A 21,105-nucleotide genomic window follows, 5' to 3' on the forward strand; every position below is an offset into this window, starting at 1 on the left:
ACGCCCTGGGGCCGGCGGTCGTGGATCGCCGGCCCCAGGGCGTCATTCGCTGGGATACCCCACCTGAGCTGCGCTCTACAGCACCGGCAGGTTCTTCCGCAGCTCGAACGCGGTCACCTCGGACCGGTACTCCTCCCACTCCGACTTCTTGTTGCGCAGGAAGAAGTCGAAGACGTGTTCGCCCAGGGTCTCGGCGACCAGGTCGCTGCCCTCCATGAGGGTCAGGGCCTCGCCGAGGTTCTGCGGGAGGGGCTCGATGCCCATGGCGCGGCGCTCGGCGTTGGAGAGGGCCCAGACGTCGTCCTCGGCACCCGGGGGGAGCTCGTAGCCCTCCTCGATGCCCTTCAGGCCGGCGGCCAGCAGGACGGCGTAGGCCAGGTAGGGGTTCGCGCCGGAGTCGATGGAGCGGACCTCGACGCGGGCCGAGCCGGTCTTGCCGGGCTTGTACATCGGGACGCGGACCAGGGCGCTGCGGTTGTTGTGGCCCCAGCAGATGTAGGAGGGGGCCTCGCCGCCGGCGCCCGCCGTGCGCTCGGAGCCGCCCCAGATGCGCTTGTAGGAGTTCACCCACTGGTTGGTGACCGCGGAGATCTCCGCCGCGTGCCGCAGCAGGCCCGCGATGAAGGAGCGGCCGACCTTGGAGAGCTGGTACTCCGCGCCGGACTCGTAGAACGCGTTGCGGTCGCCCTCGAAGAGGGACAGGTGGGTGTGCATGCCGCTGCCGGGGTGCTCGGAGAACGGTTTCGGCATGAAGGTCGCCTGGACGCCCTGCTCCAGCGCCACCTGCTTCATGACCAGGCGGAACGTCATGATGTTGTCGGCCGTGGAGAGCGCGTCGGCGTAGCGCAGGTCGATCTCCTGCTGGCCGGGGGCGCCCTCGTGGTGGGAGAACTCCACCGAGATGCCCATCGACTCCAGCATGGTGATCGCCTGGCGGCGGAAGTCCATGCCGACGTTGGTGGGCGTGTGGTCGAAGTAGCCGGAGTTGTCGGCCGGGGTCGGGCGGGAGCCGTCCAGCGGGCGGTCCTTCAGCAGGAAGAACTCGATCTCCGGGTGGGTGTAGAAGGTGAAGCCCAGGTCGGAGGTGCGGGCGAGGGCGCGCTTGAGGACGTAGCGCGGGTCGGCGAAGGACGGGGAGCCGTCCGGCATGAGGATGTCGCAGAACATGCGGGCCGTACCGGGGGTCTCCGCGCGCCACGGCAGGACCTGGAAGGTGGACGGGTCCGGCTTGGCGATCATGTCGGACTCGTAGACCCGGGCGAAGCCCTCGATGGCGGAGCCGTCGAAGCCGATGCCCTCGTCGAAGGCCTGTTCCAGCTCCGCGGGGGCCACGGCGACGGACTTGAGGAAGCCCAGCACGTCCGTGAACCACAGGCGTACGAACCGGATGTCACGCTCCTCCAAGGTCCGGAGCACGAACTCCTGCTGCTTGTCCATCTTCCGCTTCCCCATCCTTGCTGGTCAGGCCGCCTGTCCCCCGTGCCACGGGAGGCGGTCGGGCACCTGAGCATCCCACCACAACACCATGTCACGCGTGTTGCGGAGCTTGATCGCCCGAGCGTCTTCGGCCTGAACGCCCGTCGTACGGCAGGTGTCCTTCTCTGCCGCCCATCTTGCCTGCTCGCACCGGCATCCGTAATGGCCGATCCGCTTCCTCGGTGACCGACACCACGCCCGTTAAATTTGCATCCAAGATGCAAGTTTCCATAGCGTGCCGGTCAGCCGAGTTCTCCGAGGAGTCCCGATGCTGACCGAGCAGTCCGCAGCCACCGTCCGCGCCACCCTGCCCGCCGTCGGCGCGGCGATCGGCGACATCACCGAGCGCTTCTACGCCCGCCTCTTCGACGCCCACCCCGACCTGCTGAGCGACCTCTTCAACCGCGGCAACCAGGCGGCCGGCACCCAGCGGCAGGCCCTCGCCGGTTCGATCGCCGCCTTCGCCACGCACCTGCTGGACCACCCGGAGACGCGGCCGGACGCGATGCTCGCCCGCATCGCCCACAAGCACGCCTCCCTCGGCGTCGCCCCCGAGCAGTACGACGTCGTCCACCAGCACCTCTTCGCCGCCATCGCAGAGGTCCTCGGCGAGGCCGTCACGCCGGAGGTGGCCGCGGCCTGGGACGAGGTGTACTGGCTGATGGCGAACGCGCTGACCGCGATCGAGAAGCGGCTGTACGAGGAGAGCGGCGGCCCGGGCCTGCGCGCCTTCCGGGTCGAGGAGCGCGTCGAGGAGACCGCCGACGTCGTCACCTTCCGGCTGCGGCCGGCCGACGGGGGCCCGGTGGCCGCCTTCCGCGCCGGGCAGTACGTCTCGGTCGGCGTCACGCTGCCCGACGGCGCCCGCCAGATACGGCAGTACAGCCTGTCCGGGGCGTCCGGCGAGGCGGTGCGCCAGATCAGCGTCAAGCGCGTACGGGGCCGGGCCACGCCCGACGGCGAGGTCTCGAACCACCTCCACGCGCACGTACGCCCCGGCGACGTCCTGGAACTCTCCGAGCCCTTCGGCGACCTCACCCTCTCCGACGCGCCGGACACCCCGCTGCTGCTCGCCTCGGCCGGCATCGGCGTGACCCCGATGGTCGCGATGCTGGCCGACCTCGCGGCCGGCGGCCACCGCGCCCCGGTCATCGTCGTCCACGGCGACCGCTCCCCCGCCGACCACGCCCTGCGCACCGAGCACACGGCCTACGCCGCCAAGCTGCCCGACGCCCGCGTGCACTTCTTCTACGAGCACGGCGCCGAGCCCGGCACCCGGAGCGGCCTGGCCGACCTGACGGACATCGCCGTACGGCCCGGCACGCGCGCGTACCTGTGCGGCCCGCTGCCCTTCATGCGCGCGGTCCGCGCCCAGCTGATCGAGAAGGGCGTGGCCCCGGCCGACATCCACTACGAGGTGTTCGGGCCGGACCTGTGGCTGGCGCAGGGCTGAGCCGACGGGCGGCGCCCCGCGAGGGGCGCTCAGTCCGGTCCCGGTCCCCGGGAGATCCCCAGCAGCAACGGCCCCGTCGGCTCGTCGACGATGTCGGCGAGGGTGACGGAGTCCAGCGCCGCGTAGAACGCCTCCCGGGCCCCGCGCAGGGCGCCCCGCAGACGGCAGCCGGAGCGCAGCGGGCAGGGAGGCGTTCCCTGGGTGGCGCCCTCGCAGTCCACCACGTCCCCGTCGCCCTCGAAGGTCCGCACCACCGCGCCCACCGACGCCGTACGCCCCCGCTCCGTGAGCGCCAGTCCGCCGCCCCGGCCGCGCCGGGCGTGGACCAGACCCAGGCGCTGGAGCTCGGCGACGACCTTCGCGGCGTGCGTGTAGGGGACGTCCATGTCCGCGGCGACCTGGCGGGTCGTGGGCACGGCGTCGGCGACGACGGCGAGTCGCATCAGGACGCGCAGGGCCAGGTCGGTGGAGCGCAGCAGCCGCATAACCGCGAGCGTAGGTAATACGCATCCCGCGTTCAAATTTCCCGGCCCCGAAATCATCCGGTTCCGGCTCCCTCCCTACGGAAGTGCGGCCCCGCCGCACTACGATCAGCGAGCCCCACCGTCCACGTCCCCTTCCGCAGAAGGACACGCCTCATGGGTTCCGGCAAGAACAGCAGCACCGCGGCGCGCAAGGCGCGCATCGACGAGATGCGGCGCGCCGAGCGCGCCCGCGAGCGCCGCACCCGGGTGCTCACCATCGCCGCCAGCGCGGTGGTCGTCGTCGGTCTCGTCGTCGGCGGCGTGGTCCTGGTCAGGTCGCAGGACGACTCCGGCAAGGACCAGGCCGGCCCCAGCGGCGACGCCAAGGGCTCCGGGGACTCCGGGCACTTCACCACCGGCAAGGACGGGGTGAGGACCTGGTCGGGCAAGCTGTCCCGGACGCACGTGACGACCAAGGTGTCGTACCCGATGCACCCGCCGGTCGGCGGCAACCACAACCCGGTCTGGCTGAACTGCAACGGCGACGTCTACACCAAGCCGGTGGCGGACGAGAACGCCGTGCACGCGCTGGAGCACGGCGCGGTCTGGGTGACGTACACCGGCAAGGCGCCGAAGGCGGACGTCGACGCGCTCGCGGCCAAGGTGAAGAAGACGCCGTACTCGCTGATGAGCCCGTACGAGAACCAGGAGGCCCCGCTGATCCTCTCGGCGTGGGGCCACCAGGTGACGGTGAAGAGCGCGAAGGATCCGGAAGTGGACAAGTTCTTCGCCGCCTACGTGCAGGGCCGGCAGACTCCCGAGCCGGGCGCCTCGTGCACCGGCGGGGTCATGAAGTGAGGCGGCAGCACATCGGCTGGGCCGCGGGGGCCGCGGCGGCGGTGCTCGTCGCGGCCGGCGCGATCACGTACGCGGTCGCCGAGGACACCGGCGGATCCGGTACGAAGACGCCGGACGCCCGGTCGGCGGACGCCGGCTTCGCGCGGGACATGGCCGTCCACCACCAGCAGGCCGTCGAGATGTCGTACATCGTGCGGGACCGCACGGGCGACGAGGAGGTGCGGCGGCTCGCGTACGACATCGCGCAGACCCAGGCCAACCAGCGCGGGATGCTGCTGGGCTGGCTGGACCTGTGGGAGCTGCCCAAGGTGTCCGCCGACCCGCCGATGACCTGGATGGGCATGGGCGGCATGGCCTCCGGCAAGGACGGCGCGCTGATGCCGGGCATGGCGACCAACACGGAGCTGGAGAAGCTCCGGTCGCTCAACGGCAAGCAGGCCGAGATCCTCTACCTCCAGCTGATGACGGCCCACCACAAGGGCGGGATCCACATGGCCGAGGGCTGTGTCGCCAAGTGCACGGTCGGCGTGGAGAAGCGGCTCGCGCAGGGCATGGTCGACGCGCAGCAGTCGGAGATCGAGCTGATGGCCGGGATGCTCAAGGAGCGGGGCGCGCAACCCCGTTCGTAACACCGCCGTCCGGACGAAAGCGCCAAATCCCCCTACGAAGGCGGTTACTTGAGCTTCTCTTGACTTTTACGTTCCCCTGACATGAACGGTTCATCGAGAGAGTGGCCCCCATCGTGTGATCCATTCGCCGGCCGACACCGCCGCGGGCCGGCGCGCATCCACGTGGTACCGACCACCACTACATGCATGCGAACCGCATCGCAGGGGGTTCTATGAGATCCAACCGCGCCACCGTGCGCGCCGGTGTGAGCATGGCAGCGACACTGCCCATGATCGCCGGTGCGCTGGCGCTGGGCATACCCGCGGCACACGCTGCGGACAGCCCCGCTCGTGACGTCCTGAAGGGCACCAAGCCGCTGTGGGCCACGGCCAAGGCGGACAAGGGCGCCACCTCGGACAACGCCCGGGTCAAGGCCCGCGTCTACCTCGCCGGCAAGGACGCGGCCGGCCTCGCCGCCTACGCCAAGGCGGTGTCCGACCCCAGCTCGCCGCTGTACGGCAAGTACCTGAGCGCCAAGAAGGTCCAGGCCCGCTTCGGCGCCACCAAGGCCCAGGTCGGCGCGGTCACGTCCTGGCTGAAGTCGGCCGGCCTGACCGTCACCGCGGTCACCCCGCACTACGTCGCCGTCTCCGGTGACGTGGCCGCCGCCGAGAAGGCGTTCGGCACCCAGCTGCACAACTTCGCCAAGGGCTCGAAGACCTACCGCGCCCCGGCCGCCGCGGCCTCCGCCCCGGCCGCCCTGAAGGGCGCCGTCCTCACGGTCACCGGCCTGGACAACGCCCCGCACAAGGCGAACCACGACGACCAGCTCCCGCCCCCGGACGCGGTGTTCAAGAACTCGGGCCCGTTCTCCTCGTACTACGGCTCGAACATCGCGACGACGCTCCCCGACGCGTACGGCTCGAAGATCCCGTACGCCGTCAAGGGCTACACCGGCAAGCAGCTGCGCGCCGCGTACGGCGCGGGCACGTACACCGGCCGCGGCGTCCGCATCGCCATCACGGACGCGTACGCCTCCCCGACCATCGCCTACGACGCGGGCAAGTACGCGCTGAAGCACGGTGACGCGGCCTGGAAGACCGGCCGGCTGCACCAGGTGCTGCCGAAGAACTACACAAAGACCGAGGAGTGCGGGGCCGCCGGCTGGTACGGCGAGGAGACCCTGGACGTCGAGGCGGTCCACGCGGTGGCCCCGGCCGCCGACGTCACCTACGTCGGCGCGGCCTCCTGCTACGACGACGACCTGCTCGACTCCCTCAGCAAGGTCGTCGACAATCACCTGGCCGACATCGTCTCCAACTCCTGGGGCGACGTCGAGGCCAACCAGACGCCGGACCTCGCCGCCGCGTACGACCAGGTCTTCCAGCTGGGCGCGGTCCAGGGCATCGGCTTCTACTTCTCCTCCGGCGACGACGGCGACCAGGTCGCCAACACCGGTGTGAAGCAGGTCGACACCCCCGCCAACTCCGCCTGGGTGACCGCGGTCGGCGGCACCTCGCTGGCCGTCGGCAAGGGCGACACGTACCTGTGGGAGACCGGCTGGGGCACCGAGAAGGCCTCCCTGGCGGCCGACGGCAAGAGCTGGACCGGCTTCCCCGGCACGTTCACCTCCGGCGCGGGCGGCGGCACCAGCAAGACGGTGCCGCAGCCGTACTACCAGAAGGGGGTCGTGCCGAAGGAGCTGGCCACGGCCAACAACGCCGCCGGCAACCGCGTCGTCCCCGACATCGCGGCCATCGCCGACCCGAACACCGGCTTCCTGGTGGGCCAGACCCAGACCTTCCCCGACGGCACCGAGCAGTACAGCGAGTACCGCATCGGCGGCACGTCGCTGGCCGCCCCGGTCATCGCCGCGGTCCAGGCCCTGGCCCAGGAGGCCCGCGGCGGCAAGGCCATCGGCTTCGCCAACCCGTCGATCTACGCCAAGTACGGCAAGAAGGGCGTCTACCACGACGTCACGGACGACCCGACGGGCTCCGGCCTGGCCGTGGCCCGGATCGACTTCGTCAACGGCTACGACGCCTCCGGCGGCCTCGCGACCTCGGCCCGCAGCCTGGGCAAGGACAGCTCGCTGAAGGCCGTGAAGGGCTACGACGACGTGACCGGCGTGGGGTCGCCCGCGGGCGGGTACGTGCAGTCGTTCCGGCGGCGGTAAGTCGCTGAGATCGCTTCACTGAAGGGGCGTGGGGTCTTCGGGCCCCACGCCCCTTTGCGTGTGCGGTTACCGGGACTTGAGGGCGGTGATGAAGGGGGTCCAGGCGGTGGGGGTGAGGAGGAGGGTGGGGCCGTGGGGGTCCTTTGAGTCGCGGACGGGGACGACGTGGGGGATGTGGGGGGCCACTTCGACGCAGTCGCCGCCGCTTTCGTTGCTGTAGCTCGACTTGCGCCAGAGGGCGGCGCCGGGGAAGTCGCTGGCCACTTCCACACAATCCCCGCCGTCGCCGTTGCTGTAGCTGCTCTTGAACCAGAGAGCGTCACTCAAGTCGATCCGGTTGCTTGCCATTTCGGTAATCCTCCGCCGCTGCCTTGATCTTGGCGAGGGACGTGTCTGGTGACAGCGCGACCGCCCTGAGCCGATCGTATGCCTTGCAGTACTGCTTCACGAGGGACGGATCGTCGATGGTGTCCCCGCTGTAGGACGCCTCGATGTAGAGCAGCGGCGGGGCGTCCGAGAATGTCATGACCTTGACGGAGGCGGCCATCAAGGGATACGCACCGCACGTCCGCGGAACGATCTGCGGAGTGATCCGACGCCGCTGGGCCAAGGCCACCACGCGGTCGAGCTGCTCCGCCATTTCCAGCGGAGGAAGGATCGGCTCCGTGATCAGCGACTCGTGCAGGATCGCCCAGTACTCCGGGGTGGAGTGATCGTCCTCGAAGATGCGCGCGCGGGCGAGTCGGGCTGCCACCTTCTCCTCGACCCACTCGTCAAGGGCTCCCGGGTGAGCCGACCGGACCAGCGCCCGCGCGTACGGCGCCATCTGGAGCAGCCCAGGGAAAGTGATGGGGCACCACTCCTCGATACACTCGGCGTGCCTCTCCGCCTCCAGAACCTTTTCGAAGTACGCGGCATGCGGCCCCCTCCTCGCCCTCCGCACATCCTCACACCGCCGCTCGAAGAACCCGTCGGTCTTCAGCACCCGATCCGCGTGCCGAGCCAGATCGAGCGGCATCCTCCGTTCCCCGCGCTCGATGTCGCTGAGGTACGTCTTGCCGTAGAAGCTGCCTTCGAGGAACCCGTCCAGCGACAGCCCCGCCGCCTCCCGCTTCCACCGCAACTCCTTGCCGTAGAAGGTCGGGACGCTCATCGAGCCGTCGATGTCCTTGCCGCGAGCCACCGCTCACCCACCTCCGCTGCCCTGGTCGCGAACGCGAAACCCCTTTCACGGTAGCGAGGTCGGCGACAGTCTGTGAGGTGTTCGTCACAGACCGCACAGAAGGTTGCCGCCTCTCATGCCGGACCACTCCCCCACCGCCTACGACGTGACCCTCTGCGTCGAGGACCTCCGCGCCGCGCTCGCCCTGCACGGCATCACGCTCCCCTCCCTCCGCGTCGTCCTGCCGAGCTTCGCCGGTACGTACACCCCGCCCGCCGGGCTCGTCACGCTCGGGAACTGCAACACGGCCACGGCGCGGGCGCTGGCGGCCGTGCTGAGGAAGGCGGCGGAGCGGTGACGACGCTGCTGGAGCTGGAGTTGCTCGCGACGCCGAAGGCCGCACCGGAGCTGCGCCACCACCTCCGGGACCACGGCCACGACGTACGCCTGTGTGCGACGGAGTTGCTGACGAACGTGATCGACCACGTGGGCGAGGGAACTCCGGTGACCGTCCGGGTGAGACGGGTGATCGGGACGGCGACACGTCACGGCCGTACCCGGATCGAGGTGACCGACCCCGAGCCACGCGCGTCGCCCGCCCTGCTCCCCGCCACGGAGACGGAGGAGTCGGGGCGTGGACTGGCTCTCGTGGACGCGCTGGCCGAGCGGTGGGGCGTGGAACGGGGGCCGGACCGGAAGACGGTGTGGTGTGAGCTGCGGAGCGGGAGCGGGGAGCGGGGAGCGGGGAACTGATGTGACCGGATGCTGACAAGTGGCCGTGGGGCCGCCCGCTTCTTCGCCAGTGTCGGGTCTCCGCGAGGTGAGAAGCGAGCGGGCAGCCCGGGAAAGTGGCCGGCTCAGGCCCGCTGCCCCCTTGGGTCGGCTGCGTTCGCAGCGTGGGTGAGGGCGCGGACGCGCCTCGCACGCACGCCGGGCGGGCTCAGCGGCTTCCGGCCGGTGGGGGTGATTGGCGGGCTTGGGCCAGGCCTCAGGCGGTAGCCCAACCCGCTCACCTGCCCTTCTCCTCGATTCCTGGCCCAAATGCGCCGATCACCGGGGGAAGGGGTGGGCGAAAAACTGGACGCACGCGCCTTGACCACTGATACCTACTGGTCAGTACGCTCCCGTCATCCCTCAACGACACCGGTGTCCTTCCCCTGCGTCCGCGGCGAACCGGCATCTTCTGCCGTCCCCACTCGCCCTCAGGCACGGCCTCCCGCGACCCGGGAGACGCCCTCGCTGTCCCCGTCAGACGCGCCGTCGAGCGCGTTTCCCCACCGCTCCCCGTGAGGCTCCCCGTGCAGAGATCCCTCCTGACCCTCCCGAACAGATCCCTCGTGTCCACGGCCGTCGCCGCGGCCGGCGTCCTCCTCGCCGTGCAGGCGCCCGCAGCGCAGGCGTCCGGCAGCTCCACGTTCCGCTCCACCAGCGACCCGGTCCTCTTCGTGCACGGCTACACCGGTGACGGCAGCAACTGGAACACCATGGCCTCCCGGTTCAGGAGCGACGGCTGGCCGTCCTCCTACCTGGACCAGTGGACCTGCGACTGGCGCCAGTCGAACGCCACGACCGCCCAGCAGCTCTCCGCCGAGGTCGACCGCCTGCTCGCGGCGACCGGCGCCACCCGGGTCGACATCGTCAGCCACTCCATGGGCGGGCTCTCCTCGCGCTACTACCTCAAGAACCGCGCGGGTACGGCCAAGGTCGACGCCTGGGTGTCCCTGGGCGGCCCGAACCACGGAACCGACAGCGCCAACAGCTGCTTCGACACGTCCTGCACCGAGATGCGCACCGGCTCGGGCTTCCTCACCGCGCTCAACTCCGGCGATTAGACGCCCGGTTCGGTTCGCTACGCGACCTGGTGGTCGCCCTGCGACACGGTGATCAACCCCGACAGCTCCGTCCCCCTGTCCGGCGCGGCCAACACCGAGACCGCCTGCCTCAGTCACACGGCCCTGTTCAGCGACGCGACCGTCTACGCCCAGACACGGGACGTGATCAACCGCTAGCCCCGCCCCTGCCCCGGCCGTGACGGGGCGCCACCTCGGCTCCCTGTCCGCTCCCACCCATCGGGCCGCCAGCCACCGGTCGCTGACCGGGGACCTCCCCCTCGGGCACGCAGTCGCCGCCCGTCTCTTCCCCCCAACCGGCGCAGCCGGTCAGCTGTGCTGCGGGCGCCCTGGGCTTCCGTGTCGGCGTGTTGCCGCGCGTCTCGTCGTCATCCGGGGGCCTGTGATGAGTACCCGTACTCACCTTGGAGGTGCCATGGGGATAGAGCTGGAGTTGCGCGTCGGGCGGGCGGCCGTGCGGGGGAAAGGGCGGCGGCGGGAGACCGTGGTCCGGGCCTCCCGCGAACACGGGGAGATGCTCGCGCCGGCCCTGGAGGGGGTGACCCGGGGGCGACTCGCCCAGGTCGACCCCCACCGGGACACCCGCTTCACCGACCAGGACGCGCGGGCCGCCCTGCCTGAGGTCGCCACCCTCGTACGGGAGTGCGCCGGCCCCTTGCAGGAGGCGGCCCTGGCCGATCTCGCCGAGATGCCTCAGGCCTGCGTGGCGACGCCGGGGAGCTGTCTCACGTTCATCGGCGACCAGCCCCCGGCGGCCGGCCTCAGCCGCGCAGCGCTTCCGACCCCTCCGGAACCCGCGACGCGACCACCCGGCCCGGCGACGGGACCGTCCGCCTGCGGTCCACCGCGTAGGCCACGCTCGCCACGCCCAGGCCCAGGACGGCCAGGGCCGCTCCCGCGAGGGCGGGGGAGGTCGTACCGAAGCCGGCCGCGAGGGCCAGGCCGCCGATCCAGGCGCCGCCGGCGTTGGCCAGGTTGAAGGCCGCCTGGTTGGCCGAGGAGGCGAGGGAGGGGGCCGCCGCGGCCTTCTCCATGACCATCAGCTGGAGCGGGGAGCCGGTGATGAAGGCGGCCGCGCCCAGCAGGGTCACCGCCAGGGCGGCGCTCCACTCGGCCCGCATGAGGACGGGGAAGAGCAGGAGGACCGTGCCCAGGGAGGCCAGGCCGCCGAAGAGGGTGGCCCGCAGCGAGTGGTCCGCCAGGCGACCGCCGAGGAGGTTGCCTGCCGTGGCGCCGACTCCGAAGAGGGCCAGGAGCAGGGTCACGTTCGTCTCCGCGTAGCCCGCGGTGTCCGTCAGCATCGGCGTCACGTAGCTGTAGGCCGCGAACAGCGCGCCGAAGCCCGCCACCGTCGTACCGAGGGCCAGCCAGACCGGCAGGGACCGCAGGGCGGTCAGTTCGCCGCGCAGGCCGGTCGAGGCGGCCTCGTGCTTGCCGTCGTGCGGGATCAGGAGGGCGAGGGAGGCTATCGCCGCCACTCCGATGGCGCTCACCCCGAGGAACGTGGCCCGCCAGCCCAGGTGCTGGCCCATCAGGGTGGCCACGGGGACGCCCGCGATGTTGGCGACGGTCAGGCCGAGGAACATCAGGGACACCGAGCGGGCCTTGCGCTCGGGCGGGACCATTCCCGTGGCGACGACCGCGCCCACGCCGAAGAAGGCGCCGTGCGGCAGACCGCTGAGGAAGCGGGCGGCCAGCAGGGAGCCGTTCCCGGGGGCGAGCGCCGACAGGGCGTTGCCGGCCACGAACAGGGCCATGAGGGAGATCAGGACCGTGCGGCGGGACATGCGCGCGGTGAGCGCGGCCAGCAGGGGGGCGCCGATGACGACGCCGAGCGCGTACGCCGAGACCAGGTGGCCGGCGGTGGGGAGGGAGATGTGCAGGTCGTCCGCGACGTCGGGCAGGAGGCCCATCATCACGAACTCGGTGGTACCGATACCGAAGGCGCCGACGGCCAGGGCGAGCAGGGCCAGGGGCATGGAAGAGCCTGTGCCTTTCAAAGCGGGGGAGAGCGGGCAGAGCGGAGTTCCGTCGCGTGTAAGTTCACTTCCGGAACAAAGTCTCCCGGGCTCGGTATTCCAACCGCTCAGGAGGACGTGTCGAGGCTCACACGCGCCGCCACCGGCAGGTGGTCGCTGTTGGTGCGCGGCAGCGTCCAGCTGCTCTCCGGCTCGGCGCCCCGGACCATGATCTGGTCGATGCGGGCCATCGGGAACGACGCCGGCCAGCTGAACCCGAAGCCGCTGCCCGCCGCGCCCTGCGTGGAGCGCAGCTGCGAGGTGACCGCGTTGAGCGCGCGGTCGTTCATCGTGCCGTTGAGGTCCCCGAGGAGGACGACCCGCTTGAGCGGCTCGTCGGCGATGGCCTCGCCCAGCGCGTCGGCGCTCTTGTCCCGCTGCCGGGCGGTGAACCCGGCCTCCATCTTCACCCGCACCGAGGGCAGGTGGGCGACGTAGACCGCGATCGGGCCCCTGGGCGTGGCGAGCGTGGCGCGCATGGCCCGCTTCCAGCCGAGCTTGATGTCCACGGCCTCGACGCCGGTCATCGGGTACTTGCTCCACAGGCCGACCGTGCCGACCACCGCGTGGTACCTGTACGTCGGCGCGAGCGCCTTCTCGTAGACGGGGACGGAGGAGGCGGGGAGTTCCTCCAGCGCCAGGACGTCGGCGCCGGAGGCGGCCACGTCCCGTGCGGTCGCGGCCGGGTCGGGGTTGTCGGCGTTGACGTTGTGGGTGGCCACCATGAGGTCGCCGCCGCCGCCCGCCCTGTCGGTCAGCAGCCCGCCGAAGAGGTTGAGCCAGACGACCGCCGGGAGGACGACCGCGAGCAGGGCGGTCGCCGACTTGCGGATGACGGCGAGGACCAGCAGGAGCGGGATGGCCAGGCCCAGCCAGGGCAGGAACGTCTCGGTGAGCGAGCCGAGGTTGCCCACCGCGTTGGGGATGTGGGCGTGCACCAGCATCACCAGGGCGAGCAGCAGGGCGAGGGCGGCCAGGACGAGGCCGCGCCGCCAGATCCGTGGATCGTTCCGCCAGCCGGTGAACAGGCGGTGCGCGAGGCGCCGAAGCCGGGATCCCGGTCGCTCGGGCCCCGAGCCGCCGCCCACCGTCTCCGTCATGTACGCCTGCTGCGCCATACCGTCTGCCTCACTGCCTGCCGTGCACACCGTTCGCCCCCGTGCTCTTCCGACCCTAGGGGATGATCGGCTCCGTTCCCGCCGTCCCATGACGGCCGTACGGAAGACGAGGACGAACGAGCCGGGGCGGGGAGTTCCGGTTACCCCGGCAGGGGCGGGGTCTGTGACGAAACGCGCACATGGGCGCTACGAGACTGTCGACCTGACGGGTCGTAGGCCGTCCAGGACCGTGTCGACGATCTGCTCCGCGAAGCCCTCGGGCAGGTCGGCCTCGGGGCGCATCACCGAGCGGACGAGCATGGGGCCGACGAACATGTCGTTGGCCAGGTCCAGGTCGACGTCCGCCCGGATCTCCCCGTTCTCCTGTCCGCGGCGCAGCACGTCCAGGGCGAGGTCGCGCCGGGGCGCTATGACGCTCGTGTGGTACGCCGCCCACACCTTGGGGGCGGACTTCATCTGGGCGTACACGTTGTGCAGGATCGCCGAGGAGCGGCTGACGAGGCCGCGCTGGCGCAGGGCCTCCAGCAGCACCACGAGGTCGTCGCGCACGGAGGTGCCGGGGAGTTCGGGGTCGGGGGGTTCGGCGGCGCGTACGACGTCGACGAACAGTTCCTCCTTGCCGCTCCAGCGGCGGTAGATGGTGGCCTTGCCGACCCCGGCCGTGCGCGCGACCCGCTCGATGGACAGCTCGGCGAGGGGCACGCCCTCCTCCAGGAGCTTCATCACGCCTTCCAGGATGGCGTGTTCCACGGCTTCGCTGCGCGGGCGGCCCCGGGCGGGTCCGTCCGGACGCGACCGCTGGTCGGCAAGGCTCACGTCGTTCCGTCCTCTCACTGTGCTGCGGGAATTGTCCCGCAGCGGCCTCCTTCCCCCGTGGAACCGCGCGCGGAGCTCACTCCCCGGCGGCGACCAGTTCCGGCTCTTCCTCCCGCCGCCGCCCGGCCGGCGGCCTGCCCGGCAGGAACAGGGCGGTCACCACGGCGCCGATCAGCGCGACGCCCGTACCGCACAGGGCGGTGACGTGCATGGCGTGCAGGAAGGCGTCGTGGGCGGGGGTGACGAGGGCCTCGCCGCGCGGGCCGAGCTTCTCGGCGACACCGAGGGTGGCCTCGATGGACTCGCCGGCGGTGGCGCGCACGCCCGGCGGCAGCAGGCCGAGCTTGTCCTCGATGCCGTCGCGGTAGGAGGTGGCGAGCACCGAGCCGAGGACGGCGATGCCGAGGGCGCCGCCGACCTGGCGGAAGGTGTTGCTGAGCGCGGAGGCGGAGCCGGCCTTCTCGCGGGGCAGGGCCTGCATGATGACGACGGAGGTCGGCGTCATGATGTGCGCCATGCCGGCGCCCATGAGGAAGAAGACGACCTCCAGCAGCCAGATGGGCGTGTCGGCCTCGAAGCCGGCGAACGCGGCCAGGGTCGCGGCGATCAGCAGCAGGCCCCCGGTGGTGGTGGCCTTGTTGCCGAACCGGTCGACGACGAGCCGGGCGCGCGGCGCGAACAGCAGCTGGGCGAGGGCGAGCGGCAGCATCAGCACGCCGGACTCCAGCGGGGAGTAGCCGCGCACGCTCTGGGTGTAGAAGACGCCGAAGAACGTGACGCCCATCAGCGCGAAGAAGACCAGCGCGATGGCGCTCATGGCGGCCGAGAAGACCTTGTTGCGGAAGTAGGTGACGTCCAGGGAGGGGTGGTCGCTGCGCTTCTCGAAGACGACGAAGGCGGCCAGGACGGCGAGGCCGGCGGCGATGGTGGCCAGCACCTTGGCGTCGGTGAAGTCGGCGAGTTCGCCGCCCTTGATGATGCCGTAGACCAGCAGGACGAGGCCGACGACGGACAGCACCACGCCGACGGGGTCGAGACGGCCGGGCTTCGGGTCGCGGGAGTCGGGCACCAGCCAGCTCATCAGGACCAGGGCGACGATCACGATGGGCACGTTGACGAAGAAGACCGAGCCCCACCAGAAGTGGTCGAGCAGCGCACCGCCGGTGATCGGGCCGATGGCGATGGCGAGGCCGACGCCGCCGGCCCAGATGCCGATGGCCTTGGGCTGTTCCTCGCGCTCGAAGACGTTCATGAGGACGGCGAGGGTGGCGGGCATCACGAAGGCGGCACCGAGGGCCATCAGGGCGCGGTAGGCGATCAGCTGGCCGGGCGAGCCGGACTCGGCGGCGAGCGCGGAGCCGATACCGAACACGGCGATCCCGCCGAGCAGTACCTTCTTGCGGCCGATCCGGTCGCCGACGAGTCCGGCGGTGAACAGCAGGCCGGCGAAGACGAGGGTGTAGGCGTTGATCGCCCACTCGATCTCGCTCTGGGTGGCGCCGAGGCCGGTCGGCGCGGGGGTCGCGATGGTCTTGATCGCGACGTTGAGGATCGAGTTGTCGAGCACGACGATGAGCAGGCTCAGCATCAGCACGCCGAGGATCGCCCAGCGGCGCCGGTGGACCGCTTCCGGTATTCGGGAGGCAGGGACGGGACTTGTCATGGGTCCGAGCCTACGATCATTTCGATACGGAACCGTCTCGTATCTTATTCTTTTACCGAGATCTTACTCACGAGGGGCTTACGCAACCCCGGGTCGCACCGTGTTTCCGCCCCGGGCGGGGATCACAGGGGGTACCCCTGGCCCCCGATGGCACGAGGTGCCACCATGGAGTCGATCCGGAGACGCCGTAAGGGCGCTTCGAGATGACTGAAGGAGCCGTTGCCATGACGCAGCTTTCGGCTGCCCGGAACAAGCCCTCCGACGGCAGCAAGGCGCTGTACGGGGGCCTCTACGGAGGAAAGGGCACCCGCCGCATCACCGTCCGCGACATCGCCCTCGCCAAGGAGCGGGGCGAGAAGTGGCCCATGCTCACCGCCTACGACGCGATGACCGCCTCCGTCTTCGACGAGGCCGGGATCCCGGTGATCCTCGTCGGCGACTCGGCGGGCAACTGCCACCTCGGGTACGAGACCACCGTGCCCGTCACCCTCGACGAGATGACCATGCTCTCGGCCGCCGTCGTACGCGGCACCCAGCGCTCCCTGATCGTCGGCGACCTCCCCTTCGGCTCCTACCAGGAGGGCCCGGTGCAGGCGCTGCGCTCGGCGACCCGGCTGGTGAAGGAGGCCGGGGTCGGCGCGGTCAAGCTGGAGGGCGGCGAGCGGTCGCACGAACAGATCCGGCTGCTGGTGGAGTCCGGCATCCCGGTCATGGCCCACATCGGGCTGACCCCGCAGTCCGTCAACGCGATGGGCTACCGCGTGCAGGGGCGCGGCGAGGAGGCGGCGCAGCAGCTGCTGCGGGACGCCAAGGCCGTACAGGACGCGGGCGCCTTCGCGGTCGTGCTGGAGCTGGTGCCGGCGGAGCTGGCGGCCGAGGTGACGCGCGTGCTGCACATCCCGACGGTCGGCATCGGCGCCGGACCGGAGACGGACGCGCAGGTGCTCGTCTGGACCGACATGCTGGGCCTGACGTCCGGCCGGGTGCCGAAGTTCGTGAAGAAGTACGCGAACCTCCGTGAGGTCATGGGCGACGCGGCGAAGGCGTTCGCGGAGGACGTCGTCGGCGGAACGTTCCCGCTGGAGGAGCACTCCGTCCACTGAGCCACTGCGGCACCACCGGTCAGCCCGCCGATCATCCCCCGTCGGCGGGCTGGCCGTTTTCCGCCCAGGGGTGCCGGGGGCGTGCGCGTTCGTCTTCCCGGGCCGCCCGGCAGCGGCCGGCGCGGTTCGCGCCGTGACCGCCGGGCGCGCCACCCAGTGCCCCGCTCACCGACTGTCTCCCGGCAGGCGAGGTCCTCGTCACCGTCGCACTCGTCCTGGCCGCCACCGAGCCCGCCGCGAGCGGATGCGACGTGCCCGCCGCACTGGGCGCGCTCGCGCCGCGGCCGACAGCCGGCCCGTGCGTGCCTGGCCCGAGTTCGGCTGACCCCGCGCCGCGCGATCCGCCGGGCGCTGTGCCGGGTGACAGACCGCGCTGCGCGGGCACATGCGTCAGCGAGGCGCGGGCCGGCGTTCATACACGGTCACCCGGCGGCCGCGATCCTGTTCGTCGGCCATGGGTGTGAAGTACTCGTGCAGGACGGCGATCTTCATTCTGTCGCGCGCGGCCGTCAGCGGGCGGGCCACCCCCGATGAGTCCGAGACCAGGAGGACTCGGCGTTCGGCCAGGATCGCGGTACGTATGCGCCCCGGGGCCGCCTCCACGCCTTTCAGGGTGCCGGACTCCTCCGGGGTTTCCGCGAGCGCTATGTCCCGGAGCCCCGCGAAGGCGTTCGGCGAGACGGACTCGGTGTCCCTGCGGGCCGAGGGAATGAAGAGCACCGCGTCCCCCCTCTGCTTCAAGTGCCGTACGTCCGAGGCAACCGCGAGGACGTCGTCCACCCTGCTCGCCGGGGATCTCTTGGCCAGTGACTGTGGCAGCAGGGCCGGCATCGCCACGGCGAGCACCGCGGGAAGGATCCACCCCGACGCTCTCGGGAAGCGGGGCCTGGCCGCCTGTACCGCCGAGCCGACGGCCGTACCGATCAGCAGTGCCAGGCCCAGCATGCTGTAGAGGATGTAGCGGTCCAGGAAGACCGGCTGGACGAGGGACAGCAGGACGAGGCCGAGTTGCGGCACCGCCAGCAGCGGCAATCCCACGGCCGCCGCCGACAACCGGGCCGTCCGCGGCCGGTCCAGCAGTGCGCCGGCACCGCCGATCGCCAGCAGGACCCCCGGACCGATCAGCATGTGCCCGGACAGCGGCGGGATCCAGGACAACTGCGCGGACTGGCTCCGGCTGAACACGATCAACGGCAGTACACCGGCGGTGGCGCACCCGGCCGCGACCGCCCAACGAGTCAGGACCGCGCGCTCGGCCCGGACCCAGAGCAAGGTGGCCAGTTGCGCCGCGAGGATCATGAGTGAGAGCCAGTTCAGGAGACCCATGAGGAGAACGACGGCGCCATGGGCGACCCAGTGGCTCGTCCCGACCGGCCGTTCCAGGGCGGTCACGAGAAGCAGGGTGGAGATCCCGGCACCGGCCGCCACCAGCGCGTACGAGCGGCCCTCCTGGAGATAGAACTGCACGGCAGGCAGCAGCGCGAAGGCCATTCCGCCGGCCAGACCGGCCCAGGCGCCGGCCAGTCGGCGGCCGATGACGGCCACGCAGGCCGCCGCCACCGCCATCGCCATCACCGAGGGCAGCCGCAGGGTCGTGGTACTGGGGCCGAAGCACTCGAACAGCAGGTGCATGAGCAGGTAGTGGAGCCCGTGGACCACGTCCACGTGCGCCAGCATGTGCCATATCTCCGCCGTGGAGCGTCGGGCCACCTGCCAGGTCGCGGCCTCGTCCCGCCACACACTGTCCTGCCGCGACAACCCCCACAGGCCGAAGGCGAACGTCCACAGCGCCGGCAGCAGCCACACGGAAGCGGCACGACGCGAGGGAGTCGGTGCCGCAGATGGTTTCCGGAGCAGGGAAAAACGGAACGTCGTCTCTAATTTGCCGATCGGCATGAGAAAGGGCCCCCGAGGCGGTTGTCCATGAAAACCGGCCGTCAGAGGTCACTTGACGGCCGTTACCCGTGGCACCTTAACGAAATGCACCGGGCCGCACGGCAACGCCCCTGGTCCACCGTCGTCCCACCCCTATGGATCACGCCACTGTCCGAATTCCTCTGCCCTTATTCACGCCAACCCGTCTCACGATCGATGAGGTTTCGGCCATCTGTCCGCCGATCGGCGATGGAACGTGGTCAGGGACGTCGTTGCCAGCGGAGTTGAGGCGAAGAACGGCGGCAGAATTTCTTACCAGGACGACCCGAGCCGTTCACCGACTCAACTGTGGGGGCGAACACATCCCGTTCTCACAGCTGCTGTTCTCCCATGCGCTCCGATTCTTCTCTTCGTGCGCGGTCTCGACGACACTGGAGTGCTGGGGCGAAATCGTCGAATACGACGGAGCGAAGAACGGAATTCAAGCCAGACCGCCACGACCGGGGACGTGGAGGCCGGTGTCGGCGATACGTCGGGCCGTGTCGGTCGGGTGTCGGTGTTTTGTCGGTGGGACCTGGCACTGTCGTCGGCATGACACGCATCGATGACAACCCCGCCGGCGGACGCTCCGCCGTGACCGTACGGGGACTGGTCAAGCACTACGGCGAGACCAAGGCGCTGGACGGTGTCGACCTGGACGTGCGCGAGGGCACCGTGATGGGTGTGCTCGGGCCGAACGGCGCCGGCAAGACCACCCTCGTACGGATCCTGTCCACCCTGATCACCCCCGACGCCGGGCAGGCCACCGTGGCCGGCTACGACGTCGTACGCCAGCCCCGTCAGCTGCGCCGGGTGATCGGGCTGACCGGCCAGTACGCCTCGGTGGACGAGAAGCTGCCGGGCTGGGAGAACCTGTACCTGATCGGCCGGCTGCTGGACCTGTCCCGCAGGGACGCCCGGGCCCGCGCCGACGAGCTGCTGGAGCGGTTCTCGCTGACGGAGGCCGCCCGGCGCCCGGCGGGCACGTACTCCGGCGGTATGCGCAGGCGGCTGGACCTGGCCGCCTCCATGATCGGCCGGCCCGCCGTGCTGTACCTGGACGAGCCGACCACCGGTCTCGACCCCCGCACCCGCAACGAGGTGTGGGACGAGGTGAAGGCGATGGTCGGCGACGGCGTCACCGTGCTGCTCACCACCCAGTACATGGAGGAGGCCGAGCAGCTCGCCTCCGAGCTGACCGTGGTGGACCGGGGCAAGGTCATCGCGAACGGCGGCATCGAGGAGCTGAAGGCCCGCGTGGGCGGGCGCACGCTCCGGGTGCGGCCGGTGGACCCGCTGGAGCTGCGCCCGCTCGCCGGCCTGCTGGACGAGCTGGGCATCACCGGGCTCGCGGCCACCACCGTCGACGCCGAGACCGGCACCCTGCTGGTGCCGATCCTGAGCGACGAGCAGCTGACCGCCGTGGTCGGCGCGGTCACCGCGCGCGGCATCACGCTCTCCTCCATCACCACCGAACTGCCCAGCCTGGACGAGGTGTTCCTGTCCCTCACCGGCCACCGCGCCAGTGCCCCGCAGGACACCGTGCCCGCCGACGACCGCCAGGAGGTCGCCGTATGAGTTCCGCCACCCTCTCCCCCGCCGCCGCGAAGGCCGACACCCCGATACCGCTGCGGGCCCACCTGCGGCACACCGGCGCGCTGATCCGCCGCAACCTGCTGTGGATCCGGCAGGACCCGGAGTCGATGTTCGACGCCATCCTGTTCCCGGTCATCTTCACCCTGCTGTTCGTGTACGTCTTCGGCGGCTCCATCGGGCAGTCGCTGGGCGGCGGCCAGGAGCGGTACGTCCAGTACGTCATCCCCGGGCTCATGGCCATGATGGGCATGAACATGGCCCAGGGTGTGGGCACCGGCTTCAACCAGGACTTCAACTCCGGTGTCATGGACCGCTTCCGGTCCCTGCCGATCGGCCGCGGCTCGGTGCTCTTCGCGAAGATCGCGGTGGAGCTGATGCGGATGCTGTTCGCGACCGTGGTGCTGATGGTGGTCGCCGTGCTGGTGGGCTACGACATCAAGGACTGGGTCGGGATGCTGGCCTCGGTCGGGCTGTCCGCGGTGTTCGGCTCCGCGCTGATGTGGGTGTTCCTGACCCTCGGCGTGGTGATGAAGAACGCCCAGTCGGTGCAGGCGATGGGCTTCCTGGTGCTGATGCCGCTGCAGTTCGGCTCGTCGATCTTCGCACCGCCCGCGTCCATGCCGGGCTGGCTCCAGGCGTTCACCGACTACAACCCGCTGTCCACGCTGGCCGACACCGCGCGCGGCCTGATGGAGGGCGGCCCGGTCGCGCACGACCTGTGGGTGACGGTGATCTGGTCGGTCGGTCTGACCGCGGTCATGGCGCCGGTCGCGATCCACAAGTTCCGCACCAAGAGCTGACGGCACCGAGATCGTCGAGAAGCCGTCGT

General features: G+C 70.8%; 18 protein-coding genes and 1 pseudogene. 10 read left to right on the top strand and 9 right to left on the bottom strand.

The genetic code is table 11. The features are described from left to right. Positions 1-75 precede the first annotated feature (75 nt). Positions 76-1,437 carry a type I glutamate--ammonia ligase gene (glnA, locus tag ACZ7N4_RS01530; protein ID WP_356160866.1) on the bottom strand — a complete coding sequence of 454 codons (1,362 nt, stop codon included), beginning with the start codon at positions 1,435-1,437 and terminating at the stop codon, positions 76-78. A 307-nt stretch (positions 1,438-1,744) separates the two neighbouring features. On the opposite strand from glnA, the gene ACZ7N4_RS01535 reads away from it, so the two are divergent. Next, on the top strand, positions 1,745-2,929 hold the full coding sequence (locus ACZ7N4_RS01535; RefSeq protein WP_471352557.1) for a globin domain-containing protein: 1,185 nt from the start codon (positions 1,745-1,747) through the stop codon (positions 2,927-2,929). A 29-nt stretch (positions 2,930-2,958) separates the two neighbouring features. Here ACZ7N4_RS01535 and ACZ7N4_RS01540 read toward each other — a convergent pair whose 3' ends face one another. Next, a complete protein-coding gene (locus ACZ7N4_RS01540; RefSeq protein WP_471352559.1) occupies positions 2,959-3,414 on the bottom strand; it encodes an RrF2 family transcriptional regulator in 456 nt (151 codons plus the stop codon). A gap of 153 nt (positions 3,415-3,567) precedes the next feature. Between ACZ7N4_RS01540 and ACZ7N4_RS01545 the strand changes: the two genes are divergently transcribed. From ACZ7N4_RS01545 to ACZ7N4_RS01555, 3 genes are all read left to right on the top strand, one after another. Beyond that, entirely contained in the window at positions 3,568-4,251 is a 684-nt protein-coding gene (locus tag ACZ7N4_RS01545) for a DUF3105 domain-containing protein (protein ID WP_471352561.1), read from the top strand. After that, the gene (locus ACZ7N4_RS01550; RefSeq protein ID WP_471352563.1) at positions 4,248-4,880 is read left to right on the top strand and encodes a DUF305 domain-containing protein; all 633 of its coding nucleotides are present in this window, start codon (positions 4,248-4,250) and stop codon (positions 4,878-4,880) included. The genes ACZ7N4_RS01545 and ACZ7N4_RS01550 overlap by 4 nt, the downstream gene beginning before the upstream one ends. A gap of 212 nt (positions 4,881-5,092) precedes the next feature. Then, the gene (locus ACZ7N4_RS01555; RefSeq protein WP_471352565.1) at positions 5,093-7,036 is read left to right on the top strand and encodes a S53 family peptidase; all 1,944 of its coding nucleotides are present in this window, start codon (positions 5,093-5,095) and stop codon (positions 7,034-7,036) included. Between the two features lie 66 nt (positions 7,037-7,102). Here ACZ7N4_RS01555 and ACZ7N4_RS01560 read toward each other — a convergent pair whose 3' ends face one another. Beyond that, a complete protein-coding gene (locus ACZ7N4_RS01560; protein WP_471352567.1) occupies positions 7,103-7,384 on the bottom strand; it encodes a DUF397 domain-containing protein in 282 nt (93 codons plus the stop codon). Beyond that, entirely contained in the window at positions 7,356-8,219 is an 864-nt protein-coding gene (locus ACZ7N4_RS01565; protein WP_471352569.1) for a helix-turn-helix domain-containing protein, read from the bottom strand. The genes ACZ7N4_RS01560 and ACZ7N4_RS01565 overlap by 29 nt, the downstream gene beginning before the upstream one ends. A gap of 115 nt (positions 8,220-8,334) precedes the next feature. Between ACZ7N4_RS01565 and ACZ7N4_RS01570 the strand changes: the two genes are divergently transcribed. The 3 genes and pseudogenes from ACZ7N4_RS01570 to ACZ7N4_RS01580 all read left to right on the top strand — a co-directional run bounded on the left by ACZ7N4_RS01570 (position 8,335) and on the right by ACZ7N4_RS01580 (position 10,207). Then, on the top strand, positions 8,335-8,556 hold the full coding sequence (locus ACZ7N4_RS01570; RefSeq protein WP_471352571.1) for a hypothetical protein: 222 nt from the start codon (positions 8,335-8,337) through the stop codon (positions 8,554-8,556). Beyond that, complete coding sequence (locus tag ACZ7N4_RS01575) at positions 8,553-8,951, top strand: ATP-binding protein (protein WP_471352573.1); 399 nt, start codon at positions 8,553-8,555, stop codon at positions 8,949-8,951. Before ACZ7N4_RS01570 ends, ACZ7N4_RS01575 begins: the two co-directional genes overlap by 4 nt. 584 nt (positions 8,952-9,535) lie before the next feature. Beyond that, positions 9,536-10,207: pseudogene (locus ACZ7N4_RS01580) on the top strand (esterase/lipase family protein). 602 nt (positions 10,208-10,809) lie between these two features. On the opposite strand, the gene ACZ7N4_RS01585 reads toward ACZ7N4_RS01580, so the two are convergent. The 4 genes from ACZ7N4_RS01585 to ACZ7N4_RS01600 all read right to left on the bottom strand — a co-directional run bounded on the left by ACZ7N4_RS01585 (position 10,810) and on the right by ACZ7N4_RS01600 (position 15,663). Next, on the bottom strand, positions 10,810-12,027 hold the full coding sequence (locus tag ACZ7N4_RS01585) for an MFS transporter (protein WP_471352575.1): 1,218 nt from the start codon (positions 12,025-12,027) through the stop codon (positions 10,810-10,812). Between the two features lie 107 nt (positions 12,028-12,134). After that, positions 12,135-13,184: an endonuclease/exonuclease/phosphatase family protein gene (locus ACZ7N4_RS01590; RefSeq protein WP_471352577.1), complete on the bottom strand. Its 1,050-nt coding sequence runs from the start codon at positions 13,182-13,184 to the stop codon at positions 12,135-12,137. A gap of 186 nt (positions 13,185-13,370) precedes the next feature. After that, positions 13,371-14,000 (bottom strand): TetR/AcrR family transcriptional regulator, encoded by a 630-nt coding sequence (locus ACZ7N4_RS01595; RefSeq protein WP_471352579.1) that lies wholly within the window; start codon positions 13,998-14,000, stop codon positions 13,371-13,373. Between the two features lie 76 nt (positions 14,001-14,076). Next, the gene (locus ACZ7N4_RS01600; RefSeq protein WP_471352581.1) at positions 14,077-15,663 is read right to left on the bottom strand and encodes an MFS transporter; all 1,587 of its coding nucleotides are present in this window, start codon (positions 15,661-15,663) and stop codon (positions 14,077-14,079) included. A gap of 224 nt (positions 15,664-15,887) precedes the next feature. On the opposite strand from ACZ7N4_RS01600, the gene panB reads away from it, so the two are divergent. Next, positions 15,888-16,766 (top strand): 3-methyl-2-oxobutanoate hydroxymethyltransferase, encoded by an 879-nt coding sequence (panB, locus tag ACZ7N4_RS01605; RefSeq protein WP_471352583.1) that lies wholly within the window; start codon positions 15,888-15,890, stop codon positions 16,764-16,766. 390 nt (positions 16,767-17,156) lie between these two features. Here panB and ACZ7N4_RS01610 read toward each other — a convergent pair whose 3' ends face one another. Further along, positions 17,157-18,572 (bottom strand): glycosyltransferase family 39 protein, encoded by a 1,416-nt coding sequence (locus ACZ7N4_RS01610; protein ID WP_471352585.1) that lies wholly within the window; start codon positions 18,570-18,572, stop codon positions 17,157-17,159. Between the two features lie 660 nt (positions 18,573-19,232). Here ACZ7N4_RS01610 and ACZ7N4_RS01615 point away from each other — a divergent pair. Continuing rightward, positions 19,233-20,258: an ATP-binding cassette domain-containing protein gene (locus tag ACZ7N4_RS01615; protein ID WP_471352587.1), complete on the top strand. Its 1,026-nt coding sequence runs from the start codon at positions 19,233-19,235 to the stop codon at positions 20,256-20,258. Further along, positions 20,255-21,076 carry an ABC transporter permease gene (locus ACZ7N4_RS01620; RefSeq protein WP_471352589.1) on the top strand — a complete coding sequence of 274 codons (822 nt, stop codon included), beginning with the start codon at positions 20,255-20,257 and terminating at the stop codon, positions 21,074-21,076. The genes ACZ7N4_RS01615 and ACZ7N4_RS01620 overlap by 4 nt, the downstream gene beginning before the upstream one ends. Positions 21,077-21,105 lie beyond the last annotated feature (29 nt).

The sequence above is a fragment of the Streptomyces sp. NPDC107654 genome (assembly GCF_055639035.1).

What these genes read in the sequence shown, in the direction of transcription:
- glnA (WP_356160866.1), bottom strand. Translation starts at nt 1,437, where the DNA reads ATGGACAAGCAGCAGGAGTTCGTGCTCCGGACCTTGGAGGAGCGTGAC.
- ACZ7N4_RS01590 (WP_471352577.1), bottom strand. Translation starts at nt 13,184, where the DNA reads ATGGCGCAGCAGGCGTACATGACGGAGACGGTGGGCGGCGGCTCGGGG.
- ACZ7N4_RS01560 (WP_471352567.1), bottom strand. Translation starts at nt 7,384, where the DNA reads ATGGCAAGCAACCGGATCGACTTGAGTGACGCTCTCTGGTTCAAGAGC.
- panB (WP_471352583.1), top strand. Translation starts at nt 15,888, where the DNA reads ATGACGCAGCTTTCGGCTGCCCGGAACAAGCCCTCCGACGGCAGCAAG.
- ACZ7N4_RS01570 (WP_471352571.1), top strand. Translation starts at nt 8,335, where the DNA reads ATGCCGGACCACTCCCCCACCGCCTACGACGTGACCCTCTGCGTCGAG.
- ACZ7N4_RS01600 (WP_471352581.1), bottom strand. Translation starts at nt 15,663, where the DNA reads ATGACAAGTCCCGTCCCTGCCTCCCGAATACCGGAAGCGGTCCACCGG.
- ACZ7N4_RS01555 (WP_471352565.1), top strand. Translation starts at nt 5,093, where the DNA reads ATGAGATCCAACCGCGCCACCGTGCGCGCCGGTGTGAGCATGGCAGCG.
- ACZ7N4_RS01535 (WP_471352557.1), top strand. Translation starts at nt 1,745, where the DNA reads ATGCTGACCGAGCAGTCCGCAGCCACCGTCCGCGCCACCCTGCCCGCC.
- ACZ7N4_RS01620 (WP_471352589.1), top strand. Translation starts at nt 20,255, where the DNA reads ATGAGTTCCGCCACCCTCTCCCCCGCCGCCGCGAAGGCCGACACCCCG.
- ACZ7N4_RS01545 (WP_471352561.1), top strand. Translation starts at nt 3,568, where the DNA reads ATGGGTTCCGGCAAGAACAGCAGCACCGCGGCGCGCAAGGCGCGCATC.
- ACZ7N4_RS01615 (WP_471352587.1), top strand. Translation starts at nt 19,233, where the DNA reads ATGACACGCATCGATGACAACCCCGCCGGCGGACGCTCCGCCGTGACC.
- ACZ7N4_RS01540 (WP_471352559.1), bottom strand. Translation starts at nt 3,414, where the DNA reads ATGCGGCTGCTGCGCTCCACCGACCTGGCCCTGCGCGTCCTGATGCGA.
- ACZ7N4_RS01585 (WP_471352575.1), bottom strand. Translation starts at nt 12,027, where the DNA reads ATGCCCCTGGCCCTGCTCGCCCTGGCCGTCGGCGCCTTCGGTATCGGT.